Consider the following 21,677-nt stretch of genomic DNA (forward strand, 5'->3'; position numbering starts at 1 on the left):
AAGGCTCTTGCGCGCTCTCCGCGGGCCGCTAGTTTCGCCGCCATGGCCTCCGACGCGTCCAGCAAGTCGAACCGAACCGCCGAGACGCAGGCCCGCGAGGCCGAGCGCAGGAAACGGCTCGCCGCCGCGCTGCGCGACAATCTGAAACGCCGCAAGGCTCCGGGAGCGGAGCCGCCCGCCGCCGCCGACGAACCGAAGACCTGATCACCAGCCTGCGGGCGTCCGCCCGTCCCAACCGCCGCGAGGACCGCCATGCCGCGTCGCGTCGATGTCTATTTCTCCGTCATGTCCCCCTGGGCCCATCTGGGCAACGTCCCGTTTCTCGCAGTCGTGCGGAGACACGGGCTCGAGGTCGCGTGGCGGCCTGTCCCGCTCGGAGAGCTGTTCGCCGAGACCGGCGGCCTGCCGCTCGCGAAGCGCACGATCGAGCGGCGCCGCTATCGCGACGTCGAGCTCTCCCGCTGGTCGCAAAAGCGCGGCCGGCCTGTGAAGCTGCGGCCCGCCCATTGGCCGTTCTCGCCCGCGCTCGCCGACCGCGCGGTCATCGCGGTCGCCGCCTCGGGCGAGGATCCGGCGGATTTCGTCGTCCGCGCCGGGCGGGGCGTCTGGGAGGAAGACCGCGACCTCGCCGCCCGCGAAACGCTCGCCGAACTGCTTCTGGCCTGCGGCCACAACGCCGAACGCGTGCTGGCGCGCGCCGAAAGCGAGGAGACGGCGGCCGCCTATCAGGCGAATTTCGCCGCGGCCCGGGCGGCGAGCGTCTTCGGATCGCCCACCTATGTTCTCGACGGCGAGGTCTTCTGGGGGCAGGACCGCATCGACCTGCTGGACGACGCGCTGGCGAGCGGCCGGCGACCCTACACGGCGTCGGAGTGAGGCCTCGGCCGCAGCGTCACGCCGGCCGGGCGGCGCGGGAGCTTGCGTAAAACTCCCTGAAGGAAATCAGCCTCTGGCTGGTTTCATCCCACAGCGTCAGGGGAACGCACTTCAGGCTCTCCCACAGCGTCAGGCGGCCGATGTCGCGGAGCTCGGGAAACTCCCGGAGCACTTCCGGCAAGCGGTAGAACGGGATTCGGCTCGACAGATGGTGGACGTGGTGGATGCCGATGTTCGCCGTCAGCCAGCTGAGCGGCGCGGGCATGTGATAGTAGGAGCTGCCGTAGAGGGCCGCTTCCGAGGCGTTCCATTCGTCGTTCTTGCTCCAGTGCGTCCGGTCGAACTGGTGCTGGACGAAGAACAGCCACACGCCGATCGTGGCGGCGAGAACGACGATCGGCAGCTGGATCATGAAGAACGTCGCGGGCCCGACCGCCCACGCCAGCAGCGCCGCAAGGACGAGGATCGCGGCGTTGGTGGTCATCGTGCTCACCCAGAGCGCCCGGCCGCTGCGCATGAAGCCGACCGGCAGGCGGCCCTGAAGCAGGAAGACGTAGCTCGGTCCGATCCCGAACATCACGAGGGGGTTGCGGTAGAGCCGATAGGCGAGCCGCTTCAGGCCCGGTAGCGCGCGATATTCGTCGACCGTCAGCGTGTCGATGTCGCCGACCCCACGGCGGTCGAGGTTGCCCGACGTCGCGTGATGGATCGCGTGGCTTCGCCGCCAGTGCTCGTAGTCCGTCATGGTGAGCACGCCGACGACGCGGCCGACCCAGTCATTGGCTTTGCGCGTCGCGAAGAACGATCCGTGCCCGCAATCATGCTGGACCATGAACAGACGAAGGAGAAGCCCGGCCGCGGGAGGGATCAGCAGCGCGTAGAGCCAGCCGAGCTCATAGCTCAGCGCGATCGCCATGGCGGCCCACGTCGCCGCGAACAGGACGACCGTCAGGCCGAACTCGAACGCGCTGCGGAGCGTGTCCGGCGTCTGGAACGCGCGCAGGGATCGCCTCAGTCCGTCCGCGTCGACGCGTGTTATCTCGATGTCGGCCGCAGCCATGCCGCACTCGCTTTCGGGGCGCCAAGACGATCGGCGCGGAACCGTTTCATTCAGATTGCACGCCGCTTCCGGCGCAGCTTGGCGGGCAGGCGAGCCTTTCGGCGCCAGCGTGACTCGCGCGGCCAGCCCTATCACACTCTCGACCGGCGAATAGGATCGTTTCGTCGAAGCGGCAGGCGGCGCGACTATACCTTTTGCTTGCGCGGCAACGGCGCCGCAGGGCGCCGGGCGCGGCGCCTCTCTTGCCTGAACGGAGACGCCGTCCGACGCCGCTTCAGCAATTTGTGATCGACCCAGATCGCTTCTGGGGCGGAAGACGATCGCGTCGTAAGGGAAAGCGTCGGGACCAGTTAGTCGGGGAAAATGCTGATGGCGGCCGCAGGCCAAAGCGAACTTGTTCAGGTGGTGGCGTTGCTGGGAGCCGGCGTCGTCGCCGTGCCCATCTTCAAGCGGCTCGGCCTTGGCTCGGTGCTCGGCTATTTCGCCGCCGGCCTCGTGATCGGGCCGTTCGGCCTGAAGCTGTTTTCCGATCCCGCCACCATCCTGCACATCGCCGAATTCGGCGTGATCATGCTGCTGTTCGTGATCGGGCTCGAAATGCAGCCCTCCCGGCTGTGGGGGCTGCGGCGCGAGATCTTTGGGCTCGGCGCGGGGCAGGTCGCCGCGAGCGGCGCGCTGCTGACGCTCGCGGGCTATCTCTCGGGCCTCGACCTGAGCGTCGCCTTCGTCGCCGGAATGGGCTTCGTGCTGTCCTCGACCGCGGTCGTCATGCAGATGCTGGACGAGCGCGGCGAGACCTCGACGGCGCAGGGGCAGAAGGCCGTCTCGATCCTTCTGCTCGAAGACCTCGCCATCGTGCCCCTGCTTGCGATCGTCGCCTTCATCGCGCCGGCGGGAGCCGCCGAGACCTCATCGGACCGCGTGCTCGAGATCGGGATCGCGATCGGCGCGATCGCGGGGCTCGTGCTCGCCGGCCGTTATCTGCTCAACCCGATGTTCAAGATCCTCGCCAAAGCCCAGGCCCGCGAGGTGATGACGGCGGCGGCGCTGCTCGTCGTGCTCGGATCGGCGCTGCTGATGGCGCTCGGCGGCCTCTCGATGGCGATGGGCGCGTTTTTGGCCGGCGTGCTGCTGTCGGAATCCACTTTCCGCCATCAGCTCGAGACCGACATCGAGCCGTTCCGCGGCATCCTGCTCGGCCTGTTCTTCCTCGCCGTCGGCATGTCGCTCGACCTGTCGGCGATCGCCGCGCACTGGCCGACGATCCTGGGCTTTACGGCGCTGTTCATCGCGGTGAAGTCGACGGCGATCTTCGGCGTCGCCCGCGCGCTCGGCTCTTCGAACCGCGAGGGGATCGACCGCGTCGCGCTGTTCGCGCAGGGCGGCGAATTCGCCTTCGTGCTCTACTCGGCCGCCGCCGCGGTCGGGATCATGGACGCGCCCACCAACGCGATCTTCACCGCGGTCGTGATCCTGTCGATGGCGCTGACCCCGCTCACCGCCCTCGCGCTGAAGCGCCTGATGCCGCCGGCCAAGCAGTCGCTCGACGGCGTCGACGCGGCCGAGGGGCTCACCGGCCAAGTGCTCGTCATCGGCTTCGGCCGCTTCGCGCAGGTGGCGAGCCAGTCGCTGCTCGCGCGCGGCTTCGACATCTCGATCATCGAGACCGACGTCGAGATGATCGAGGCGGCGGCGACCTTCGGCTACAAGGTCTATTACGGCGACGGAACGCGGCTCGACACGCTCCACGCCTCGGGCGCCGGCGAGGCGGGCGCGATCCTCGTCTGCGTCGACAAGCAGGAGACGTCGGAGAAGATCGTCGAGCTCATCAAGGCCGAGTTCCCGATGGCCAAGCTCCTGGTGCGGGCCTTCGACCGCGGCCACGCGATCGACCTGATCCGGACCGGCGTCGACTACCAGATCCGCGAGACCTTCGAGTCGGCCATGACGTTCGGCGAGGCGGCCCTGGTCGCGCTCGGCGTGCCGGAGGACGAAGCCGCGGAGATCACCGAGGACGTCCGCCGCCGCGACGTCGAGCGCCTCGACCTGCAGGTCGCGGGCGACATCCATTCCGGGCTCGACCTCCTGAAGGGCAACGCCCCCGTGCCGACGCCGCTCACCAAGCCGCGCAAGGAAGGCAAGATCATCGACCAGAAGCCCGCCGGCGCGGAGGCTCCGGCCCCCGCGGTCTGAGCTTCGGCGCAGCGGCCTTCGGGCGGCTCCAGCGTCCCGGGTCGGTCGGCCGGCTCTCGTCTCCATCTGCGAGCGGGAGCCGGCGAAGACCATCGTCGCGGAAATCCGAGAGCGGCGAATTTCGCGTTGCAGCGCAGCATTCCATCTGCATAGATGGCCTTACTCGCTCGGACCCGGTGCAAGCCCGGGTGGCTCTTCCGGCCGCCGATCCGCCGGACCACGCAATCGACCCCATGAGCTTTAACGCCCCCGCGCTCCGCGGCGGCGAGCGCTCGCGTCTTGCGGAAACCTCCATGTCTCAAACGTCTCCCGCAGCCGGCCGGCTGTCGCGCGTTCGCGCCGACGTCCTGTCCGGCCTCGTGGTCGCCATCGCGCTGATCCCGGAGGCGATCGGCTTCTCGGTCATCGCCGGCGTCGATCCCAAGGTCGGCCTCTACGCCTCGGTCGTGATCGCGATCGTCATCTCCATCGTGGGCGGCCGGCCCGCGATGATTTCGGCCGCCACCGCCGCCACGGCGGTCGTCATGACGCCGCTCGTGAAGGAGCACGGCGTCGAATATCTGTTCGCCGCCACCATCCTGATGGGCGTGTTCCAGATCATCGCGGGGCTGCTGAAGCTCGGCCGGCTGATGCGCTCCGTGTCGCAGTCGGTGATGACCGGCTTCGTCAACGCGCTCGCGATCCTGATCTTTCTCGCCCAGCTTCCCGAGCTCGTTCACGTCACGTCCGCGACCTATGCGCTGATCGCGCTCGGCCTCGCCATCATCTACGCGCTGCCGCGGCTCACCACCGCGATCCCGTCGCCGCTCGTCGCCATCGTGGTCCTGACGGGGCTGACCGGATGGCTCGGCCTCGACGTCCGCACCGTCACCCATTTCGGCGAGTTGCCGTCGACGCTTCCGGGCTTCGGACTTCCGCAGGTTCCCCTCACCTTCGAGACGCTTCGGATCATCGCGCCCTTCGCGCTGACGCTTGCGGCCGTAGGGCTGCTGGAGTCGCTGCTGACCGCACAGATCGTCGACGACATGACGGACACGCCCTCATCGAAAAACCGAGAATGCCTCGGCCAGGGCGCGGCCAACATGGCCTCGGCCGTCTTCGGCGGCATGGGCGGCTGCGCGATGATCGGCCAGTCGGTGATCAACGTCTCGTTCGGCGCGCGCGGGCGGCTCTCGACCTTCACAGCCGGGGCCTTCCTGCTGATCCTCCTCGTCCTGCTTCAGGACCTGCTCAAGCTCGTTCCGGTGGCGGCCCTCACCGCCGTCATGATCATGGTGTCGCTCAACACCTTCCAGTGGGGCTCGCTGAAGCGGCTCGCCACCAATCCCTGGCCGTCCTCGGTCGTGATGCTGGCGACCGTCGCGACCGTGGTGGCGACCCACGATCTCGCCAAAGGCGTGATCGTGGGCGTGCTGCTGTCGGGCGTGTTCTTCGCCGGGAAGGTCTCGCGCCTCAACCGCGTGACCTCGTCACTGTCGGACGACGGAAGGACGCGGACCTACCGCGTCGCCGGCCAGGTGTTCTTCGCATCCGCCGGCGCCTTCGCGGACGAAATCGATCTTCTCGAGGACGTCGACCGACTCGTAATCGAAGTCTCGGCGGCGCATTTCTGGGATATCTCGGCAGTCGCCGCGCTCGACCGCGTCGTGATCAAGGCGCGCAGCCGAGGCCTCGAGGTCTCGGTCGTCGGCCTCAACGAGGCGAGCGCCACCATGGTCGAGCGGTTCGGCGAGCATGACAAGGAGAGCGCGGCGCCGCGGCCGGCCCACTGACGCGGTCCGGCGCGACGACCTTCAGTGCAGCGTGCGGCGCGCGAAGGGGCTTTCGAGCGCGAACGCCGGGATCGCGACGTCGAAGGGCTGACCCGCGTCCGTCATCATGTGGTAGTCGCCGACCATGATGCCGGAGGGCGTCGGCAGCGGCGCGCCGCTCGTATAGGTGAAGGACTGGCCCGGCCCCAGCGTCGGCTGCTCGCCGACGACGCCCGGCCCCCGCACCTCCTCGGTGCGGCCGCGCCCGTCAGTGATGCGCCAGTGCCGCGCGATCAGACGCACGGTCTCGGCGCCCTCGTTCACGATCTCGACCGTGTAGGCGAAGACGTAGCGGTCCTCGGCGGGCTCGGAGTCCGCCGGCAGGAAGCGCGGCGTCACCGTCACCCGGATCGCCCGCGTGATCGCGGTCCAGCAGTGCTCTTCGGCCTGGGGTGCGGCGGGCGTCTCGGACATGGTCCGCAGAGCTTAAGCGCCTGAAACAGCAAGGCGTCAAGCCGACGAAGCCGCGGCGATACTCGCAGATGTGATCGACGCCGGGCGCAACTGGCGTGTGGCGCGCCAAAATCGGCTTGATCGGCGTCGAGCGCTCGCATTTACTTGATGAGGGCCAGCAAACGACAAAAACGACGACCGGCCCGAGGAAACGCAAACGCGCCCACGAAAAGAAGGCGCGTAAACACGCCGCTGCGCTCAACAAAAGGGCCCGCGCGCGACCAAGGGGAGACTTCCGTGAACAGCAGCGAAGACCCGCCGCTCCCGGCGGCAGAAGCGTCGAATTCCGGCCGGCGTAAGTTTCTCGCAGGCGCCGCCGTGGCGGCTGCGGGCCTGTCGACGCCGAGCGTCGTCCGCGCCCAGGCGGCGGTGCGGCTGAAGTTTCAGTCCACCTGGCCCAACAAGGACATCTTCCACGAGTTCGCTTCGGACTTCGTGAAGCGCGTCAACGAGATGGGCGCCGGCCGCATCCAGATCGAACTGCTGCAGGCGGGCGCCGTGGTGCCGGCCTTCCAGCTGCTCGACGCGGTCTCGACCGGCGTGCTCGACGGAGGCCACGGCGTCGCGGCCTACTGGTACGGCAAGAACAAGTCGTTCTCGCTGTTCGGCACCGCCCCGCCCTTCGGCTGGAACGCCAACCAGCTCCTGTCCTGGGTGCGCTACGGCGGCGGCCAGGAGCTCTATGACGAGCTGACCCAGCAGGTGCTGAAGCTCAACATCCGCGGGTTCCTGTCGGGGCCGATGCCCACGCAGCCCTTCGGCTGGTTCAAGAAAGAGCTCGACGGCCCGGAGGCCTTCAAGGGCCAGAAGTACCGCACCGTGGGGCTCGGGGCCGACCTCGCCAAGGAGATGGGCGCGGCCGTCACGATCCTGCCGGCCGGCGAGATCGTGCCCGCGATCGACCGCGGCCTGATCGACGGGGCGGAGTTCAACAACCCGTCGTCCGACAAGGTGCTGGGCTTCCCGGACGTGTCGAAGGTCTACATGGTCCAGAGCTACCACCAGGCGCTGGAGTGTTTCGAGATCCTCTTCAACAAGAGGAAGTTCGAGGGGCTTCCGGCCGAGGTGCAGGCGATCGTCAAATACGCCGCGGAGGCGGCCTCGGCCGACATGTCGTGGAAGGCGCAGGATCGCTACTCGAAGGATCTCGAGGCCATCAAGGCGGCGGGCGTCAAGGTGATCCCGACGCCGAAGTCCATTCTCGAGGCGCAGCTGAAGGCCTGGGACAAGGTGATCGCCAACACCCAGGACCCCTTCTTCCAGAAGGTCATCGAGAGCCAGAAAACCTTCGCCAAGCGCGTCGTCGGCATGACGCGCGAGATGGAGGCCCCGCGCGACCTCGCCTACGAGCACTTCTTCGCTCAGGCGTAAGCGACAAGAGGGCGGCCGCCGTCTGACGGCCGCCCCTTCATCCAGCCTGTCATGTCCGGCGCAGCGGGGCATTCACGACCTGGACGCAAGGCGCAGCGCCCTGCGGACACGTCGTGGACGCCCGCAAGGCGCGGGCATGACGGCTGAGGTTCCAGCGTCCGCGTCGGGGAAAGCGCATGCAAAGCTGGCTTCTGGCCGTCGACCGCTTCAACGCGGCGATCGGCAAGTTCTTCGCGTGGTCGATCGTCGTCCTGACCTTCATCATCACCTACGAGGTCGCGTCCCGACGCATCTGGGGGCAGCCGACCACCTGGGCGTTCGACGCGAGCTACATGCTCTACGGACTCCTGTTCATGTCGGCGGGGGCCTACACGCTCTCGCGCAACGGGCATGTGCGCGGCGATTTCCTCTACCGGCAGTGGAGCCCGCGCGTGCAGGCGGGGCTCGATCTCGCCCTCTACATCCTGTTCTTCTTCCCCGGCATCCTGGCGATGGTTTACGCCGGCTTCTGGTTCTTCGAGCTCTCCTACGAGACGCAGGAGACCAGCTCCTTCTCGCCCGACGGCCTGCTGCTGTGGCCGTTCAAGATGATCATCCCGATCACCGGCGTGCTGATGGCGCTGCAGGGCGTCGTCGAGGTGCTGCGCTGCTGGATCTGCTTGCGGACCGGCGAATGGCCCCAGCGGCAGAGCGACGTCGAGGAGACCGAGAACCTCATTCTCGCCGAGGCCGAGGCCAACCGCGTCAAGGTCGATCCCTCCAAGCTCAACGTCGACGAGGCCAAGCTGTGAGCGCGTATATCTCCGATCCCGCCATGGGCGTGATCATGCTCGCGCTGTTCGTCGCGCTGCTGATGCTGGGCTTCCCGATCGCCTTCACGCTGATGGCGCTCGGGGTCGGCTTCGGCTTCTACGCGATGGGCGACACGGTGTTCCAGCTGTTCGTCCAGCGCACCTATTCGGTCATGTCCTCCGACGTGCTGATCTCGGTGCCGCTGTTCCTGTTCATGGGCTACCTCGTCGAGCGCGCCAACATCCTCGACCGGCTGTTCCGCTCGATCCAGCTCGCGGCCGGCGGCCTTCCCGGCTCGCTCGCGATCGCGACGCTCGCGACCTGCGCGCTGTTTGCGACCGCGACCGGCATCGTCGGCGCGGTGGTGACCCTGATGGGGCTGCTCGCCTTCCCCGCGATGCTGCGCGCGGGCTACGACACCAAGCTTTCGGCCGGCGTCGTCTGCGCGGGCGGGTGCCTCGGTATCCTGATCCCGCCGAGCGTCATGCTCATCCTCTACGGCGCGACCGCGGGCGTCTCGGTGGTCAAGCTCTACGCCGCCGCCTTCTTCCCCGGGCTGATGCTGGCCGGCCTCTACATCGTCTACGTGGTCATCCGCGTGCTGCTGAACCCCTCGCTCGCCCCGAAACTGCCGCCCGAAAAGCGCGCCGACAGCTATCTCGCGGTGATGTGGGCGCTCCTGACTTCGTTCATGCCGCTCGCGCTGCTGATCTCGGGCGTGCTCGGCGCGATCATCGGCGGTTTCGCGACGCCCTCGGAAGCCGCCGCCATCGGCGCCATGGGCGCGATGGTGCTCGCGGTCGCCTATCGCCAGCTCACCTTCAAGAAGCTGCAGGAGTCCGTTTACCTGACGGCCCGAGCCTCCGCGATGGTGTGCTGGCTGTTCGTCGGCTCCTTCGTGTTCTCGGCCGTGTTCGCCTATCTCGGCGGACAGTCGGTGGTCGAGAATTTTATCATTGGGCTCGATCTCACGCCGATCCAGTTCCTGATCCTGACGCAGGTGATCATCTTCATTCTGGGCTGGCCGCTGGAATGGACCGAGATCATCGTGATCTTCCTGCCGATCTTCCTGCCGCTGCTCAGCCACTACAACATCGACCCGCTGTTCTTCGGGATCCTGGTCGCGCTGAACGTTCAGACGTCGTTCCTGTCGCCGCCGGTCGCGATGGCGCCCTTCTACCTCAAGGGCGTCGCGCCCAAGCACGTGACGATCAACGAGATCTTCGCCGGCGTGATGCCGTTCCTCGCCATCGTGCTGTTCTCGATGGTGCTCTACTACACGTTCCCGGCAATCGGCCTCTGGCTCCCGAACTACCTCTATGGAGGCGGAGCGGGCTAACCCGGTGGAGGGATCCTTCGCCGGGAACCCAATATCGAGATACGACGTTTGACCTCTTGCATAATGGTGCAATGCAGCGTTGGATTATGCGTTGCGGCAAGAGGCGTGAGACGATGGCGTTTGTGGTCCAGTGGACCCCGATCGGTCCTGAAATGTCGGTCAGTCTGTCGACCTCCGAGGAGGTCGCGGAGTTGATGCGCGAACTCGAGGCGCCCGGCCGGGCGCTCGACATCCGCATCGTCGAGGAGGGCGAGCCTTCAGCGGCGGGCGCGCCGAAACCGACGGCGTCGCGCTAGAGCACAATCGCTTCGGAAAAACGCTTCGTCATGCCTCGGCTTGTCCGGGCATGACGCGACGGCAGGCGCGCGGACGTCAGCCGATCTGGACTTCGCCCGTGCCGTCCGGCGCCTCGCGGTCGATCTCCGCCACCTCCTCGACCGAAAACCCGTAGCGCGACGAGCAGAAGTCGCAGGTCACCTCGATCGAGCCGTCGTCGGCGCGCATGTCGCGGCGGTCCTCGGCGGTAAAACTCTTCAGCATTCCGAGCACCCGCTCGCGCGAGCAGCGGCAGGCCTCGCGCACGCCACGGCTCTCGAACACGCGGATCTCGCGCTCGTTGAACAGGCGAATGAGCAGTCGCTCGGGCTCGAGCGTCGGGTCGGTGAGTTCGTGGTCCTCGACGGTGCCGACGAGCGACTGCGCCTCGACCCAGGCGTCGTCCTCCTCCTGATCCGCCGGCTCGACGCCGTCCGGCGCGTCGCCCGGATCGAGATCGGCGACCCGCATGCGCTCCGGCGCCTCGGGCAGGAACTGCACGAGCATGCCGCCGGCCCGCCAGGCATGGGCGTCGCCAGGCTTCAGGCTCTCGGCGACCGCGAGACGCACCTTGGTCGGGATCTGCTCGGACTGCCGGAAGTAGGCGTGGGCCGCGTCCTCGAGCGTGCCGCCGTCGAGCGCGACGACGCCCTGGTAGCGCGACATCTCCGGCCCCTGGTCGATCGTCAGCGCCATGTGGCCATGGCCGAGCAGCGCGCCCGCGCCGCGCACGTCGTAGAGCCGCTCCTTGTCGAAACGCGCGCAGGCCCGCACGCGATCGGGCGCCTCGAAGTCGACCACCAGCATGCCCACCGGCCCGTCGGAGCGGGTCTGGAGCTGGAAGCGCCCTTCGATCTTAAGCGCGGAGCCGAGCAGAATCGTCAGCGCCACGGCCTCGCCGAGGAGCTTTGAGACCTGCGGCGGATAGGCGTGGCGCTCGATCACAGCGTCGATCGAGGGGCCGAGCCGGACCACGCGCCCTCGGACGTCCAGCGCCTCGATCTGGAACGGCAGGATGCGGTCGTCGCCGTCCTCGCGGAGGCTCATGGAAGCTTGCTCTGTCATGATCGCAGCTATGTAGGCGAGGAGGGCGAGAAGCGGAAGACGTCGCGGCGACAGGCTGGATTGTTCAGGCGCGACGGCGGCCGGCTCCTTCTCCCGCTTGCGGGAGAAGGTGAGGATGAGGGCGAGCGGCGAAATCTCAGAATGGGTGCGTCCGCTTGGGAAGCGCTTCTCCAAGACGCGGAAGCGCTATCGTCCCTCACCCTTACCCTCTCCCGCAAGCGGGAGAGGGGCGGAGACGGCGGTGAACTCGAAACCCGCTTCATGTTCCCACGGGCCGCCGAGGTAGCGCCAGAGATCGAGACCCGGGCTCTTGAACGCGCTCGGCGAAAAGTCCGGCGACAGGTTGGACAGCAGAGCCTTGGCCTCGGCGGCCAAGACCTTGTTCTGGACGGTGACGTGGAGGCGGCTCTTCCCTCGGTCCTGCGGCGTCAGCCAATCGCGCCAGTCCTGCGCGAGGTCGCGACGGAGCGCGTCCGCGGCCGGCGAGGCCAGTCGAAACGCGACGCCGCGCCCGATGAGGTAGGGCGCCTCGACCTTGACTTCTGGGGGCGGCGTTCCTTCGGCGAGGCGCGAGAGCCGAAAGACGATCGCCGAAAGCGCGTCGCCCGGCAGCTTGTGAAACAGCGTGACGTGAGCGGCGAGGAAATTCCGCTCAGGCGGGAAGTACATCGCGCGCAGGGCGTCGAAGCGGGCCTGACGGTCGGCGTCGAGGCGCAAAGTGAGGATGAGCGGGGCAGGATCGGTCATAAGCGCCGAGACGATCAGTGCGTGCTTCGAGACGCCGCCCCCGGCGGCTCCTCAGCATGAGAACCGTCGAGGAGAGCACAAGAGGAGCCGCCAACCGTCCCCATGCTGAGGAGGCCCGCAAGGGCCGTCTCGAAGCACGCAGTCGGGGATCCAATGCACGTTGTTGCGTCTCGTCCCGGCTCACGTCCGGGACGAGAGCACGGCGCCTTACGCCACCGCCCCAAAGCACCAGGCCAGCACGCCCTTCTGGGCGTGGAGCCGGTTCTCCGCCTCGTCGAACACCGCCGACTGGGGACCGTCCATCACCGCGTCGGTGACTTCCTCGCCGCGATGGGCGGGGAGGCAGTGCATGAAGATCGCGTCTTTTCCGGCGCGGGCCATCATGCGCTCGTCGACCCGGTAGGGAGTGAGCAGGTTGTGGCGGCGCTCCCAGTCGGCGTCGCCCATCGAGACCCAGCTGTCGGTGATGACCGCGTCCGCGCCCTCGACCGCCTCTTCGGGCGAGCGCCCGACGATCACGTCCGCGCCCTGGTCCTTGGCCCAGGCCACGAGGTCGGCGCGCGGCTGCAGCTCTTCGGGCGTCGCGATCGCGAGCTGGAAGTCGAAGCGCGCGGCGGCGTGCATCCAGGAGGCCAGCACGTTGTTGAAGTCGCCCGTCCAGGCGATGCGGCGGCCCTTGATCGGCCCCTTGCGCTCCTCGAAAGTGAGGAGGTCGGCCATCACTTGGCAGGGATGGGAGCGCTTGGTGAGGCCGTTGATGACCGGCACGGTGGCGTAGGTCGCGAGCTCCACGAGCTGATCGTGGTTCAGCATCCGGATCATGATCGCGTCGACGAAGCGGGAGAGCACCCGCGCGGTGTCGGCGATCGCCTCGCGCTCGCCAAGCTCGATCTCCTTGCCGGTCACCATCACGGGCTCGCCGCCGAGCTCGCGGATGCCGACGTCGAACGACATGCGGGTGCGAAGGCTCGGCTGCTCGAACACCATGGCCACGACCTTGCCGGCGAGCGGCTTGTCGCCCTCGGCCGCGGGCGTGCGCCGGCGGGCCTTGATGTCGCGGCCCGCGTCGAGCATCGAGCGGAGCGACCCTTGCGAGAAATCCGACAGGTCGAGGAAGTGGCGCAGTCCGCCGGCGGTCATTCTGCGGCGCTCCGCTGTTCAAGCTTGGAGAGACCCGCCTCGAGCCGGGACACGGCCTCGTCGAGTTCGGCCTCGGTCACGATCAGCGGCGGGATCAGCCGCACGACGTTGTCGCCGGCTCCGACCGTCAGGAGCTTGGCGTCGCGCAGCGCGCCCGCGACCTCGGTGTTGGGCACGCGGCATTTGAGGCCCGTGAGCAGGCCCTCGCCGCGCACGTCCGCCAGCAGATCCGGATGGCTGTCCACGACGCCCGCAAGCTTCTGCTTCAGCAAAAGCCCCATGCGGCTGACGTTTTCGAGGAAGCCCGGCTCCAGCACGACGTCGAGAACGGCGTTGCCCACCGCCATGGCGAGCGGATTGCCGCCGAAGGTCGAGCCGTGAACGCCGGCCGTCATGCCGTCGGCGGCCTCGCGGGTGGCGAGGCACGCGCCCAGCGGAAAGCCGCCGCCGATGCCCTTGGCGAGCGCCATCACGTCGGGGGTGACGCCCGAATGCTCATGCGCGAACAGTTTTCCGGTGCGCCCGACGCCGGTCTGGACTTCGTCGACCACCAGCAGCAGATCGTTGTCGTCGCAGATCTGGCGGAGCGCCCGCATGGTCGCGGGCGGGACCGCGCGCACGCCGCCTTCGCCCTGCAGCGGCTCGACCAGCACGCCCGCGGTCTCCGGCCCGATCGCGGCCTTCACGGCCTCAAGATCGCCGAACGGAACCTGGTCGAAGCCGTCGACCTTGGGTCCGAAACCCTCAATGTATTTCTGCTGCCCGCCCGCGGCGATGGTCGCCAGCGTCCGGCCGTGGAACGCGCCCTCGAAGGTGATGAGGCGATAACGCTCGGGCTGGCCGTTGTGCGCGAAATGCTTGCGCGCGAGCTTGATCGACGCCTCGAGCGCCTCCGCGCCCGAATTGCAGAAGAACACGACGTCGGCGAAGGAGGCCTCGCACAGTCGCTGCGCCAGCCGCTCTCCGCCCGGGATCCGGTAGAGGTTCGAGACGTGCCAGACGGCCTCGGCCTGAGTCTTCAGCGCCTCGACGAGATGCGGATGCGCATGGCCAAGCGCGTTGACCGCGACGCCGGAGCCGAAATCGAGATAGCGGTCGCCGTTCTCGGCGATCAGCCAGCAGCCCTCGCCTCGCTCGAAGGCGAGCGGCGCACGGGCGAAGACGGGCATGAGCGCGGACTGGTCGGACACGGGCGTCACCTCGACGGGCGGTCCTCGCCGCCCCCTTTTCGACAGGGGCCGCGGCGCCAGGCCGCGGCCGAAAAAAGAAAAGAGCCGCTCCAGCCGGGGCGGCCCTTCCTGCGCGCGGATAATCGTGAAGCCAAGGGCCGCTGTCAATCGTCCAGCGCCTTCAGGTCCTTGAGGCTTGACGCTCAAGTCCCGATCAGGGACGCCGCCGACGCGGCCCGGACCAACCACCTGGGGAAAACCCCAGTGTTGCATTCCGGACTCTTTACGCTGAGTCGGGCCCTATCATAGTTTACCGAGCGTTAAGCACGACGGGTCGTGCAGAGGTTCGTAACCCAACGAATCAGGCGGCGAAGCGTCCGGACGCCCGAAAGGCGCGCTCGGCGAGGGACGTCGGATTCCGCGGGTGGACTTCGACCGAGCGGAGGATCCCATGCAGTGGACCGATGAGCGCGTCGAACTGTTGAAGAAGCGCTGGGCCGAAGGCCTGAGCGCCAGTCAGATCGCGGCCGAGCTCGGCGGCGTCACCCGCAACGCGGTCATCGGAAAGGTGCACCGGCTCGGCCTGTCGGGCCGCGCCAAGGCCCCGACATCGACCGTCTCGCGGATGCGCCCGAAGCCCGCGCCGGCCGCGAACCAGCCGCGCCGGCCCGTCTCGGCCCCGGGTCAGGTCCATCGCCCGACCTACGCCACTCAGGGCGGCGCAGCGCTCGCCATGTCGGCGGCCCCCGCGCCGCGCCCGACTCCGGCTCCCCGCATCGTGCCGATCGAGGTCGTCGAGACCGAGTTCGTGTGCGAACGCGTCACCATCATGGAGCTGCGCGAGAACATGTGCCGCTGGCCGCTCGGCGACCCGAGCCAGCCCGAGTTCCGCTTCTGCGGCGGACGCTCGACCCCGGGCACGGCCTATTGCCCGCACCACGCCGGCATCGCCTATCAGCCGGTCAACGACCGCCGCAACCGCCGGGTCTCGGTCCCGACGCACTGAGATTGCCGCGACTTTCGAGCCGGCGCGCCCGATCGGGCGCGCCGGCTTTTTCATGTCCGGACTTCAGGCCTCCGGCTTCACCCGCCAGGCCCGCTCGAACGGCAACCGCCACGCGTGGGGCGCCACCAGCTGGTGGATCGACTTCGGCCCCCACGAGCCAGGCTCGTAGAGCCTGACAGGCGGCGGCGTCTCGAGCAGCGGCGTCGAGACCTCCCAGAGCCGCTCGATGCCCTCGGCGGTGGTGAACAGCGTGTGGTCGCCGCGCATGGCGTCGAGGATCAGCCGCTCATAGGCCTCCAGCACGTCGCCCACGAGCCCGGTGTCGCTCATCGCGAACTGGAGCGAGAGCTTGTCGAGCTTCATCCCCGGACCCGGCCGCTTGCCGTAGAACGACAGCGACACCTTCGAGGCGTCGGCGAGGTCGAAGGTGAGGTGGTCGGGCCCCTGCGCGCCGACGCCGGATCCGGCCGGAAACATGCTCTTGGGCGGCTCGCGGAACGCGATCGAGATGATGCGGCTTCCTTCGGCGAGGCGCTTTCCGGTGCGCAGGAAGAACGGCACGCCGGCCCAGCGCCAGTTGTCGATCTGGCATTTGAGCGCCACGAAGGTCTCGACGTCGGACTCCGGATCGACGCCCTCCTCCTGGCGATAGCCGCTGTACTGGCCGCGCACGACGTTGGCCGGATCGAGCGGCGCCATCGAGCGGAAGACCTTGTTCTTCTCCTCCGAGATCGGCTTCGGCTCGAGCGAGGTCGGCGCCTCCATGGCCATGAAGCCGAGGATCTGGAACAGGTGCGTCACCACCATGTCGCGGAACGCGCCGGTCTGCTCGTAGAAGCCGGCGCGGCTCCCGAGACCGAGCGTCTCGGGCACGTCGATCTGGACGTGGTCGATGAAATTGCGGTTCCAGATCGGCTCGAACAGGCCGTTGGCGAAGCGGAACGCCAGGATGTTCTGCGCCGGCTCCTTGCCGAGGAAATGGTCGATCCGGAAGATCTGGCCTTCGGAGAACACGCGGTGGAGCTGCGCGTTGAGGTCGATCGCGCTCGCGAGATCGGTCCCGAACGGCTTCTCCATGATGATGCGGGCGCCCTCGACCAGCCCGGCGTCCTTCAGCATCGAGACCGCCGACAGCGCGGCTTTCGGAGGAACGCTGAGATAGTGCAGCAAGCGCGCGTCCGCGCCGAGCGCCTCGCCCGCGCGGCCGACCGCGGCCTTGAGCGCCTCGGGACCGGCCGAGATCGGCACGTAGTCGATCAGCTCTGCGAAGGCGCTCCAGTCCGCCTCGCCGACCTTGCGGGTCGCGAACTGGTCGAGCGAGCCCTTGGCGATCCCGAGAAAACCGTCGCGGTCGAGCTCGTCGAGCGAGACGCCGACGATCCGCGCGCCCGGCAGAAATCCGGCCTTGGCGAGATGGAACAGTCCGGGGATCAGCTTGCGGCGGGCGAGGTCGCCGGTCGCGCCGAACAGCGCCACGACTTGCGGGTGCTTCGGCCCGACGCCTGGAGGAATTTTCCTGGACATGCCCGCGCCCCCATGTCGGGGCGCCGTCCCGTGAGACGCCCGCGGAACATAAGGCTAGGGCGGCGTCGCAGGTTTTGCGGCGCCGCCCGCTGTCGCAGGCCTTGGGGAGAAGCTCAGTCGTTCACCACCAGCTGGCGGTTGAGGTAGAGCGAGAGCAGCGTGCACACCGCGCCCGACAGCAGGTAGAGGCCGACGAAAGCGAGGCCGAACTTCGACGAGACGCTGAGCGCCACGAGCGGCGCGAAGCCCGCTCCGATCAGCCAGGCGAGGTCGGAGGTCAGCGCCGCGCCGGTGTAGCGGTACTTCGAAGCGAAGTTCGAGGTAAGCGCGCCCGACGACTGGCCGAGCGCGAGGCCGAGCAGCGTGAAGCCGATCAGGATGAAGGCGACGTCGCCGGCGTAGCCCGCGCCGAGAAGCGCCGGGATCATGAAGCTGAAGATCGCGATCAGCGTCGCGGCGACGCCGATCAGCGTGCGCCGGCCGATCTTGTCGGCGATCACGCCCGACGCGACGATCGCCGCCGCGCCGAAGCAGGCGCCCAGAATCTCGATCGGCAGGAACTCCTTGGCGGTCACGCCCTGGAAGAGGGTGACCCAGGAGAGCGAGAAGATCGTCACGAGGTGGAACAGCGCGAAGCTCGCGAGCGGCGCGAAGGCGCCCAGGATCACGTTCTTCCACTGGAAGCGCAGCAGCTCGAACACGTTTACGGGCGCGAGCTGGCGCGTCTCGAACTGCTGCTCATAGGCGTCGGAGAGCACGAGGCGAAGCCGCGCGAACAGCGCCACCACGTTGATCGCGAAGGCGGTGAAGAACGGATAGCGCCAGCCCCAGTCGAGGAAGTCCTCGACCGAGAGGACGCTCACGAAGAAGGCGAACAGGCCCGCCGCCATGATGAAGCCGAACGGCGCGCCGAGCTGCGGCATCATCGCGTACCAGCCGCGCTTGCCGGCCGGGGCGTTGAGCGAGAGCAGCGAGGCGAGGCCGTCCCATGCGCCGGCGAGCGCGAGGCCCTGGCCGATGCGGCAGATCGCCAGGATGACCACGGCCGCGACGCCGATCTGGCCATGCGCGGGCAGGAAGCTGATCGAAGCGGTCGACGAGCCGAGCAGGAACAGCGCGATCGTCATCTTCACGCCGCGGCCGTGCTCGCGGCCGATCCACATGAACAGCACCGAGCCGAAGGGACGCGCCACGAAGCCGAGCGAGAAGATCGCGAAGGAGTAGAGCGTCGCGTCGAGCGGGTTCGAATTGGGGAACAGCAGCGCCGGGAACACCAGCACCGAGGCGATGCCGTAGACGAAGAAGTCGAAGAACTCCGAGGTGCGCCCGATGACCACCGCAAGCGCGATCTCGCCGGGCGAGATCTTGTGATCGGCGTGGGCGCCTTCAGCGCCGGCCGGCAGGGCGACGTCGTGGCTCATCTCGTCACATGCTCCTTCGCGAGCGGAACGGTCCCTCTTGCGGGACCGCCCGCATCGGACACAATGCCTCCGCAACCGCCGCGGTTCAAATCCGATTGCTTTCGCGCGCGGATGTCTAATGCGGTGGACGCATCGCCGCCGATAGGACAAACCGTCCAATGTCGGTCGAAGGTCGAAAAGGCCTAGTCCGGCGTCGACGCCCCAAAGCCCGTTCGAACCATGGGTCCGCCCGTGCGCGCATTCAAGCTCCTTGCCCTCCTGCCGCTCTCGCTGCTGCTCGCCGGCTGCGAAATGGTGGTGATGAATCCATCCGGCGACATCGCCGTCCGACAGCGCGACCTGATCCTGGTCTCGACCGCGCTGATGCTGCTGATCATCATTCCGGTGATCGCGCTGACGCTGCTGTTCGCCTGGCGCTACCGCGCCTCGAACAAGGAAGCGAAATACGATCCCGACTGGCACCACTCGACCTCGCTCGAGGTGGTGATCTGGGCGGCGCCGCTCGTCATCATCATCGCGCTCGGCGCGATCACCTGGGTGTCGACGCATCTGCTCGACCCCTACCGCCCGCTCGAGCGGCTCGACGCCAATCGCGCCATTCCGGAGAACGTGAAGCCGCTCGAGGTCCAGGCGGTCGCGCTCGACTGGAAGTGGCTGTTCTTCTATCCCGAATACGGCGTCGCGACCGTCAACGAACTCGCGGCTCCGGTCGACCGGCCGATCACCTTCAAGCTCACCTCCTCGACGGTGATGAACTCGTTCTACGTGCCCGCGCTTGCCGGCATGATCTACGCGATGCCCGGCATGGAGACGAAGCTCCACGCGGTCATCAACAAGGCGGGCGACTACGAGGGCTTCTCGGCGAACTACAGCGGCGCCGGCTTCTCCAACATGCGCTTCCGCTTCCACGGCCTCGACGACGCCGGCTTCGACGCCTGGATCGCAAAGGCCAAGGAGGCCAACGCCACGCTCGACCGCGCCGGCTACACCGAGCTCGAGCAGCCGAGCATCGCCGACCCGGTGAAGCGCTGGTCGGCGGTCGAGGACGGCCTCTACGACGCCGTCCTCAACCGTTGCGTCGACCGCGCCAAGATGTGCGTCAAGGACATGATGGCGGCCGACAAGCGCGGCGGCGGCGGACGCGAGGGCGTCAACAACGTCATCGCCTTCGAGCAGACCCGCCCCGACGGCACGACCGCAAAGAAGCGCTTCGTCTCGGCCGTCTCCTGCACCACCGACGCGCCGCGCGACGGCCTCACCGTCGAAGCGCCGCTGCCGGCCCCGCTCGGCCGCCGCGCCGACGCCTCCTCGACCACGGCCGTCGCCTTCGCGCGCGCCGAAGACACTTCCGAGCGGCCCTCCGCCCGCAGCCCCGAGTGACGCCATGACGCCCGCACCGACCTCAGAAAGCGTGCTGTTCGGCAAGCTGACCTTCGCCGCGCTTCCGTTCCACGAGCCGATCCTGATCGCGACCTTCGCCGCGGTGGCGATCGGCGGCGTCGGCGTCCTCGGCGCCATGACCTACTACCGCGTCTGGGGCGTGCTCTGGCGCGACTGGCTGACCTCGATCGACCACAAGAAGATCGGGATCATGTATGTGGTCCTCGGCCTCATCATGCTGCTGCGCGGCTTCGCCGACGCCGTCATGATGCGCATTCAGCAGGCGATCGCGCACGGCGGCGCCGAAGGCTACCTGCCGCCGCACCACTACGACCAGATCTTCACCGCCCATGGCGTGATCATGATCTTCTTCGTGGCGATGCCGCTCGTCACCGGCCTCATGAACTACGTGGTGCCGCTGCAGATCGGCGCGCGCGACGTCGCCTTCCCCTTCCTGAACAACTTCTCGTTCTGGATGACGGCGGGCGGCGCGATCCTCGTGATGGCCTCGCTCTTCATCGGCGAGTTCGCGGCGACCGGCTGGCTCGCCTATCCGCCTCTGTCGGGGATCCACGCCTCGCCAGGCGTCGGCGTCGACTACTACATCTGGGCGCTGCAGATCGCGGGCGTCGGGACGCTGCTCTCGGGCGTGAACCTCGTCGCCACCATCGTGAAGATGCGCGCGCCCGGCATGACCATGATGCGCATGCCGGTGTTCACCTGGACCGCGCTCTGCACCAACGTGCTGATTGTCGCCGCCTTCCCGGTGCTCACCGCAGTCCTGGCGCTGCTCAGCCTCGACCGCTACGTCGGCACCGCGTTCTTCACGAACGACTTCGGCGGCAGCGCCATGATGTACGTGAACCTGATCTGGATCTGGGGCCACCCGGAGGTCTACATCCTGATCCTGCCGGCCTTCGGCATCTTCTCCGAGGTCGTGTCCACCTATTGCGGCAAGCGCCTCTTCGGCTACGCCTCGATGGTCTACGCCACCGTCGTCATCACGATCCTGTCCTACCTCGTGTGGCTCCACCACTTCTTCACGATGGGGTCGGGCGCGAGCGTGAACTCGTTCTTCGGCATCACGACGATGATCATCTCGATCCCGACGGGCGCGAAGATCTTCAACTGGCTGTTCACGATGTATCGCGGCCGCATCCGCTTCGACGTTCCGATGCTGTGGACCATCTCGTTCATGGTGACGTTCGTCATCGGCGGCATGACCGGCGTGCTGCTCGCCGTGCCCCCGGCCGACTTCGTGCTGCACAACTCGCTGTTCCTGATCGCGCACTTCCACAACGTGATCATCGGCGGCGTGCTGTTCGGCCTGTTCGCCGGCATCACCTACTGGTTCCCCAAGGCCTTCGGCTTCAAGCTCGATCCGTTCTGGGGCAAGGTCTCGTTCTGGTGCTGGACGATCGGCTTCTACATCGCCTTCATGCCGCTCTACGTGCTCGGCCTGATGGGCGTGACCCGCCGCATGTCGAAGTTCGAGGATCCCTCGCTCCAGATCTGGTTCGTGATCGCGGCGCTCGGCGCGGCGCTCATCGCGGCCGGCATCGCGGCCTTCCTCTGGCAGCTCTTCGTCAGCTTCCAGAAGCGCGAGAGCCTGCTGGACGTCACCGGCGATCCCTGGGACGGCCGCACGCTCGAGTGGTCGACCTCCTCGCCGCCGCCCGCCTACAACTTCGCGTTCACGCCGGTCGTCCATGACCTCGACGCCTGGCACGACATGAAGAAGCGCGGCTACGTGCGGCCGACCGAGGGCTTCATCCCGATCCACATGCCGAAGAACACCTGGGCGGGCATCGTCCTCGCCGGGATCAGCGTCGTGTGCGGCTTCGCCCTCGTGTGGCACATCTGGTGGCTCGTCGCCGCGAGCTTCGCGCTCCTGCTCGCGACCGTCATCCTGCACACCTTCAACTACGCCCGGGACTTCCACATCCCGGCCTCGGAGGTGATCGAGACCGAACGCGCCCGCACCCGCCTCCTCGCCAGCGCCAAGGCCTGACCCG

General features: G+C 67.8%; 19 protein-coding genes and 1 other annotated feature. Of the genes, 11 read left to right on the forward strand and 8 right to left on the reverse strand.

Annotated features, from left to right (window positions below; genetic code table 11):
- Nucleotides 1–42: 42 nt before the first annotated feature.
- A complete protein-coding gene (locus ACFOWB_RS03180) occupies nt 43–204 on the forward strand; it encodes a hypothetical protein (protein WP_261401348.1) in 162 nt (53 codons plus the stop codon).
- Nucleotides 205–252: 48 nt separating this feature from the next.
- Entirely contained in the window at nt 253–876 is a 624-nt protein-coding gene (locus ACFOWB_RS03185) for a 2-hydroxychromene-2-carboxylate isomerase (RefSeq protein ID WP_261401347.1), read from the forward strand.
- 16 nt (nt 877–892) lie between these two features.
- Here ACFOWB_RS03185 and ACFOWB_RS03190 read toward each other — a convergent pair whose 3' ends face one another.
- Nucleotides 893–1,936: a fatty acid desaturase gene (locus ACFOWB_RS03190; RefSeq protein WP_261401346.1), complete on the reverse strand. Its 1,044-nt coding sequence runs from the start codon at nt 1,934–1,936 to the stop codon at nt 893–895.
- 369 nt (nt 1,937–2,305) lie between these two features.
- Between ACFOWB_RS03190 and ACFOWB_RS03195 the strand changes: the two genes are divergently transcribed.
- Entirely contained in the window at nt 2,306–4,129 is a 1,824-nt protein-coding gene (locus ACFOWB_RS03195) for a monovalent cation:proton antiporter-2 (CPA2) family protein (protein ID WP_261401345.1), read from the forward strand.
- A 166-nt stretch (nt 4,130–4,295) separates the two neighbouring features.
- Nucleotides 4,296–4,351 (forward strand) — a sequence feature (sul1 is cis-regulatory element that is thought to sense ions involved in sulfur or methionine metabolism; They are found in Alphaproteobacteria).
- 71 nt (nt 4,352–4,422) lie between these two features.
- On the forward strand, nt 4,423–5,901 hold the full coding sequence (locus ACFOWB_RS03200) for a SulP family inorganic anion transporter (RefSeq protein ID WP_378145645.1): 1,479 nt from the start codon (nt 4,423–4,425) through the stop codon (nt 5,899–5,901).
- 21 nt (nt 5,902–5,922) lie between these two features.
- Here ACFOWB_RS03200 and apaG read toward each other — a convergent pair whose 3' ends face one another.
- Nucleotides 5,923–6,354 carry a Co2+/Mg2+ efflux protein ApaG gene (apaG, locus tag ACFOWB_RS03205; RefSeq protein ID WP_261401344.1) on the reverse strand — a complete coding sequence of 144 codons (432 nt, stop codon included), beginning with the start codon at nt 6,352–6,354 and terminating at the stop codon, nt 5,923–5,925.
- 276 nt (nt 6,355–6,630) lie between these two features.
- Between apaG and ACFOWB_RS03210 the strand changes: the two genes are divergently transcribed.
- From ACFOWB_RS03210 to ACFOWB_RS03225, 4 genes are all read left to right on the forward strand, one after another.
- Complete coding sequence (locus ACFOWB_RS03210) at nt 6,631–7,764, forward strand: TRAP transporter substrate-binding protein (RefSeq protein ID WP_261401343.1); 1,134 nt, start codon at nt 6,631–6,633, stop codon at nt 7,762–7,764.
- A 176-nt stretch (nt 7,765–7,940) separates the two neighbouring features.
- Nucleotides 7,941–8,555 (forward strand): TRAP transporter small permease subunit, encoded by a 615-nt coding sequence (locus tag ACFOWB_RS03215; RefSeq protein WP_261401342.1) that lies wholly within the window; start codon nt 7,941–7,943, stop codon nt 8,553–8,555.
- Between the two features lie 23 nt (nt 8,556–8,578).
- The gene (locus tag ACFOWB_RS03220; RefSeq protein ID WP_261405756.1) at nt 8,579–9,895 is read left to right on the forward strand and encodes a TRAP transporter large permease; all 1,317 of its coding nucleotides are present in this window, start codon (nt 8,579–8,581) and stop codon (nt 9,893–9,895) included.
- Nucleotides 9,896–10,008: 113 nt separating this feature from the next.
- Entirely contained in the window at nt 10,009–10,191 is a 183-nt protein-coding gene (locus tag ACFOWB_RS03225; protein WP_261401341.1) for a hypothetical protein, read from the forward strand.
- A gap of 76 nt (nt 10,192–10,267) precedes the next feature.
- On the opposite strand, the gene ACFOWB_RS03230 is transcribed toward ACFOWB_RS03225, so the two are convergent.
- From ACFOWB_RS03230 to ACFOWB_RS03245, 4 genes are all read right to left on the reverse strand, one after another.
- Nucleotides 10,268–11,257: an Hsp33 family molecular chaperone gene (locus ACFOWB_RS03230; RefSeq protein ID WP_261401340.1), complete on the reverse strand. Its 990-nt coding sequence runs from the start codon at nt 11,255–11,257 to the stop codon at nt 10,268–10,270.
- A gap of 204 nt (nt 11,258–11,461) precedes the next feature.
- Nucleotides 11,462–12,022, reverse strand: coding sequence for a 2'-5' RNA ligase family protein (locus ACFOWB_RS03235; protein ID WP_261401339.1), 561 nt, complete (start codon nt 12,020–12,022; stop codon nt 11,462–11,464).
- 207 nt (nt 12,023–12,229) lie between these two features.
- Nucleotides 12,230–13,162, reverse strand: coding sequence for an ornithine carbamoyltransferase (gene argF, locus ACFOWB_RS03240; protein WP_261401338.1), 933 nt, complete (start codon nt 13,160–13,162; stop codon nt 12,230–12,232).
- Nucleotides 13,159–14,331, reverse strand: a complete 1,173-nt coding sequence (locus ACFOWB_RS03245) for an aspartate aminotransferase family protein (protein WP_261405755.1) — start codon at nt 14,329–14,331, stop codon at nt 13,159–13,161. Before ACFOWB_RS03245 ends, argF begins: the two co-directional genes overlap by 4 nt.
- Nucleotides 14,332–14,782: 451 nt before the next feature.
- Between ACFOWB_RS03245 and ACFOWB_RS03250 the strand changes: the two genes are divergently transcribed.
- Nucleotides 14,783–15,337, forward strand: a complete 555-nt coding sequence (locus tag ACFOWB_RS03250; RefSeq protein ID WP_378145650.1) for a GcrA family cell cycle regulator — start codon at nt 14,783–14,785, stop codon at nt 15,335–15,337.
- Nucleotides 15,338–15,400: 63 nt separating this feature from the next.
- Here the strand turns inward: ACFOWB_RS03250 and zwf are convergent, their stop codons facing one another.
- The gene (zwf, locus tag ACFOWB_RS03255; RefSeq protein WP_378145652.1) at nt 15,401–16,861 is read right to left on the reverse strand and encodes a glucose-6-phosphate dehydrogenase; all 1,461 of its coding nucleotides are present in this window, start codon (nt 16,859–16,861) and stop codon (nt 15,401–15,403) included.
- A gap of 113 nt (nt 16,862–16,974) precedes the next feature.
- Nucleotides 16,975–18,282, reverse strand: a complete 1,308-nt coding sequence (locus tag ACFOWB_RS03260) for an MFS transporter (RefSeq protein WP_261401337.1) — start codon at nt 18,280–18,282, stop codon at nt 16,975–16,977.
- Between the two features lie 219 nt (nt 18,283–18,501).
- Here ACFOWB_RS03260 and cyoA point away from each other — a divergent pair, with 219 nt between their 5' ends.
- Both cyoA and cyoB read left to right on the forward strand, forming a co-directional pair.
- Complete coding sequence (cyoA, locus tag ACFOWB_RS03265; RefSeq protein ID WP_261401336.1) at nt 18,502–19,662, forward strand: ubiquinol oxidase subunit II; 1,161 nt, start codon at nt 18,502–18,504, stop codon at nt 19,660–19,662.
- A 4-nt stretch (nt 19,663–19,666) separates the two neighbouring features.
- Nucleotides 19,667–21,673, forward strand: coding sequence for a cytochrome o ubiquinol oxidase subunit I (gene cyoB / locus ACFOWB_RS03270; protein ID WP_261401335.1), 2,007 nt, complete (start codon nt 19,667–19,669; stop codon nt 21,671–21,673).
- Nucleotides 21,674–21,677: the final 4 nt, after the last annotated feature.

This window comes from Chenggangzhangella methanolivorans (genome assembly GCF_042648545.1).
Classification (GTDB): domain Bacteria; phylum Pseudomonadota; class Alphaproteobacteria; order Rhizobiales; family Methylopilaceae; genus Methylopila; species Methylopila methanolivorans.

Coding starts and splice junctions, on each gene's coding strand:
- apaG (WP_261401344.1), bottom strand. CDS start 6,354: ATGTCCGAGACGCCCGCCGCACCCCAGGCCGAAGAGCACTGCTGGACC.
- cyoB (WP_261401335.1), top strand. CDS start 19,667: ATGACGCCCGCACCGACCTCAGAAAGCGTGCTGTTCGGCAAGCTGACC.
- ACFOWB_RS03235 (WP_261401339.1), bottom strand. CDS start 12,022: ATGACCGATCCTGCCCCGCTCATCCTCACTTTGCGCCTCGACGCCGAC.
- ACFOWB_RS03225 (WP_261401341.1), top strand. CDS start 10,009: ATGGCGTTTGTGGTCCAGTGGACCCCGATCGGTCCTGAAATGTCGGTC.
- ACFOWB_RS03260 (WP_261401337.1), bottom strand. CDS start 18,282: ATGAGCCACGACGTCGCCCTGCCGGCCGGCGCTGAAGGCGCCCACGCC.
- ACFOWB_RS03190 (WP_261401346.1), bottom strand. CDS start 1,936: ATGGCTGCGGCCGACATCGAGATAACACGCGTCGACGCGGACGGACTG.
- ACFOWB_RS03215 (WP_261401342.1), top strand. CDS start 7,941: ATGCAAAGCTGGCTTCTGGCCGTCGACCGCTTCAACGCGGCGATCGGC.
- ACFOWB_RS03230 (WP_261401340.1), bottom strand. CDS start 11,257: ATGAGCCTCCGCGAGGACGGCGACGACCGCATCCTGCCGTTCCAGATC.
- ACFOWB_RS03220 (WP_261405756.1), top strand. CDS start 8,579: ATGGGCGTGATCATGCTCGCGCTGTTCGTCGCGCTGCTGATGCTGGGC.
- ACFOWB_RS03245 (WP_261405755.1), bottom strand. CDS start 14,331: ATGCCCGTCTTCGCCCGTGCGCCGCTCGCCTTCGAGCGAGGCGAGGGC.
- zwf (WP_378145652.1), bottom strand. CDS start 16,861: ATGTCCAGGAAAATTCCTCCAGGCGTCGGGCCGAAGCACCCGCAAGTC.
- ACFOWB_RS03250 (WP_378145650.1), top strand. CDS start 14,783: ATGCAGTGGACCGATGAGCGCGTCGAACTGTTGAAGAAGCGCTGGGCC.
- argF (WP_261401338.1), bottom strand. CDS start 13,162: ATGACCGCCGGCGGACTGCGCCACTTCCTCGACCTGTCGGATTTCTCG.
- ACFOWB_RS03180 (WP_261401348.1), top strand. CDS start 43: ATGGCCTCCGACGCGTCCAGCAAGTCGAACCGAACCGCCGAGACGCAG.
- cyoA (WP_261401336.1), top strand. CDS start 18,502: ATGGGTCCGCCCGTGCGCGCATTCAAGCTCCTTGCCCTCCTGCCGCTC.
- ACFOWB_RS03185 (WP_261401347.1), top strand. CDS start 253: ATGCCGCGTCGCGTCGATGTCTATTTCTCCGTCATGTCCCCCTGGGCC.
- ACFOWB_RS03200 (WP_378145645.1), top strand. CDS start 4,423: ATGTCTCAAACGTCTCCCGCAGCCGGCCGGCTGTCGCGCGTTCGCGCC.
- ACFOWB_RS03195 (WP_261401345.1), top strand. CDS start 2,306: ATGGCGGCCGCAGGCCAAAGCGAACTTGTTCAGGTGGTGGCGTTGCTG.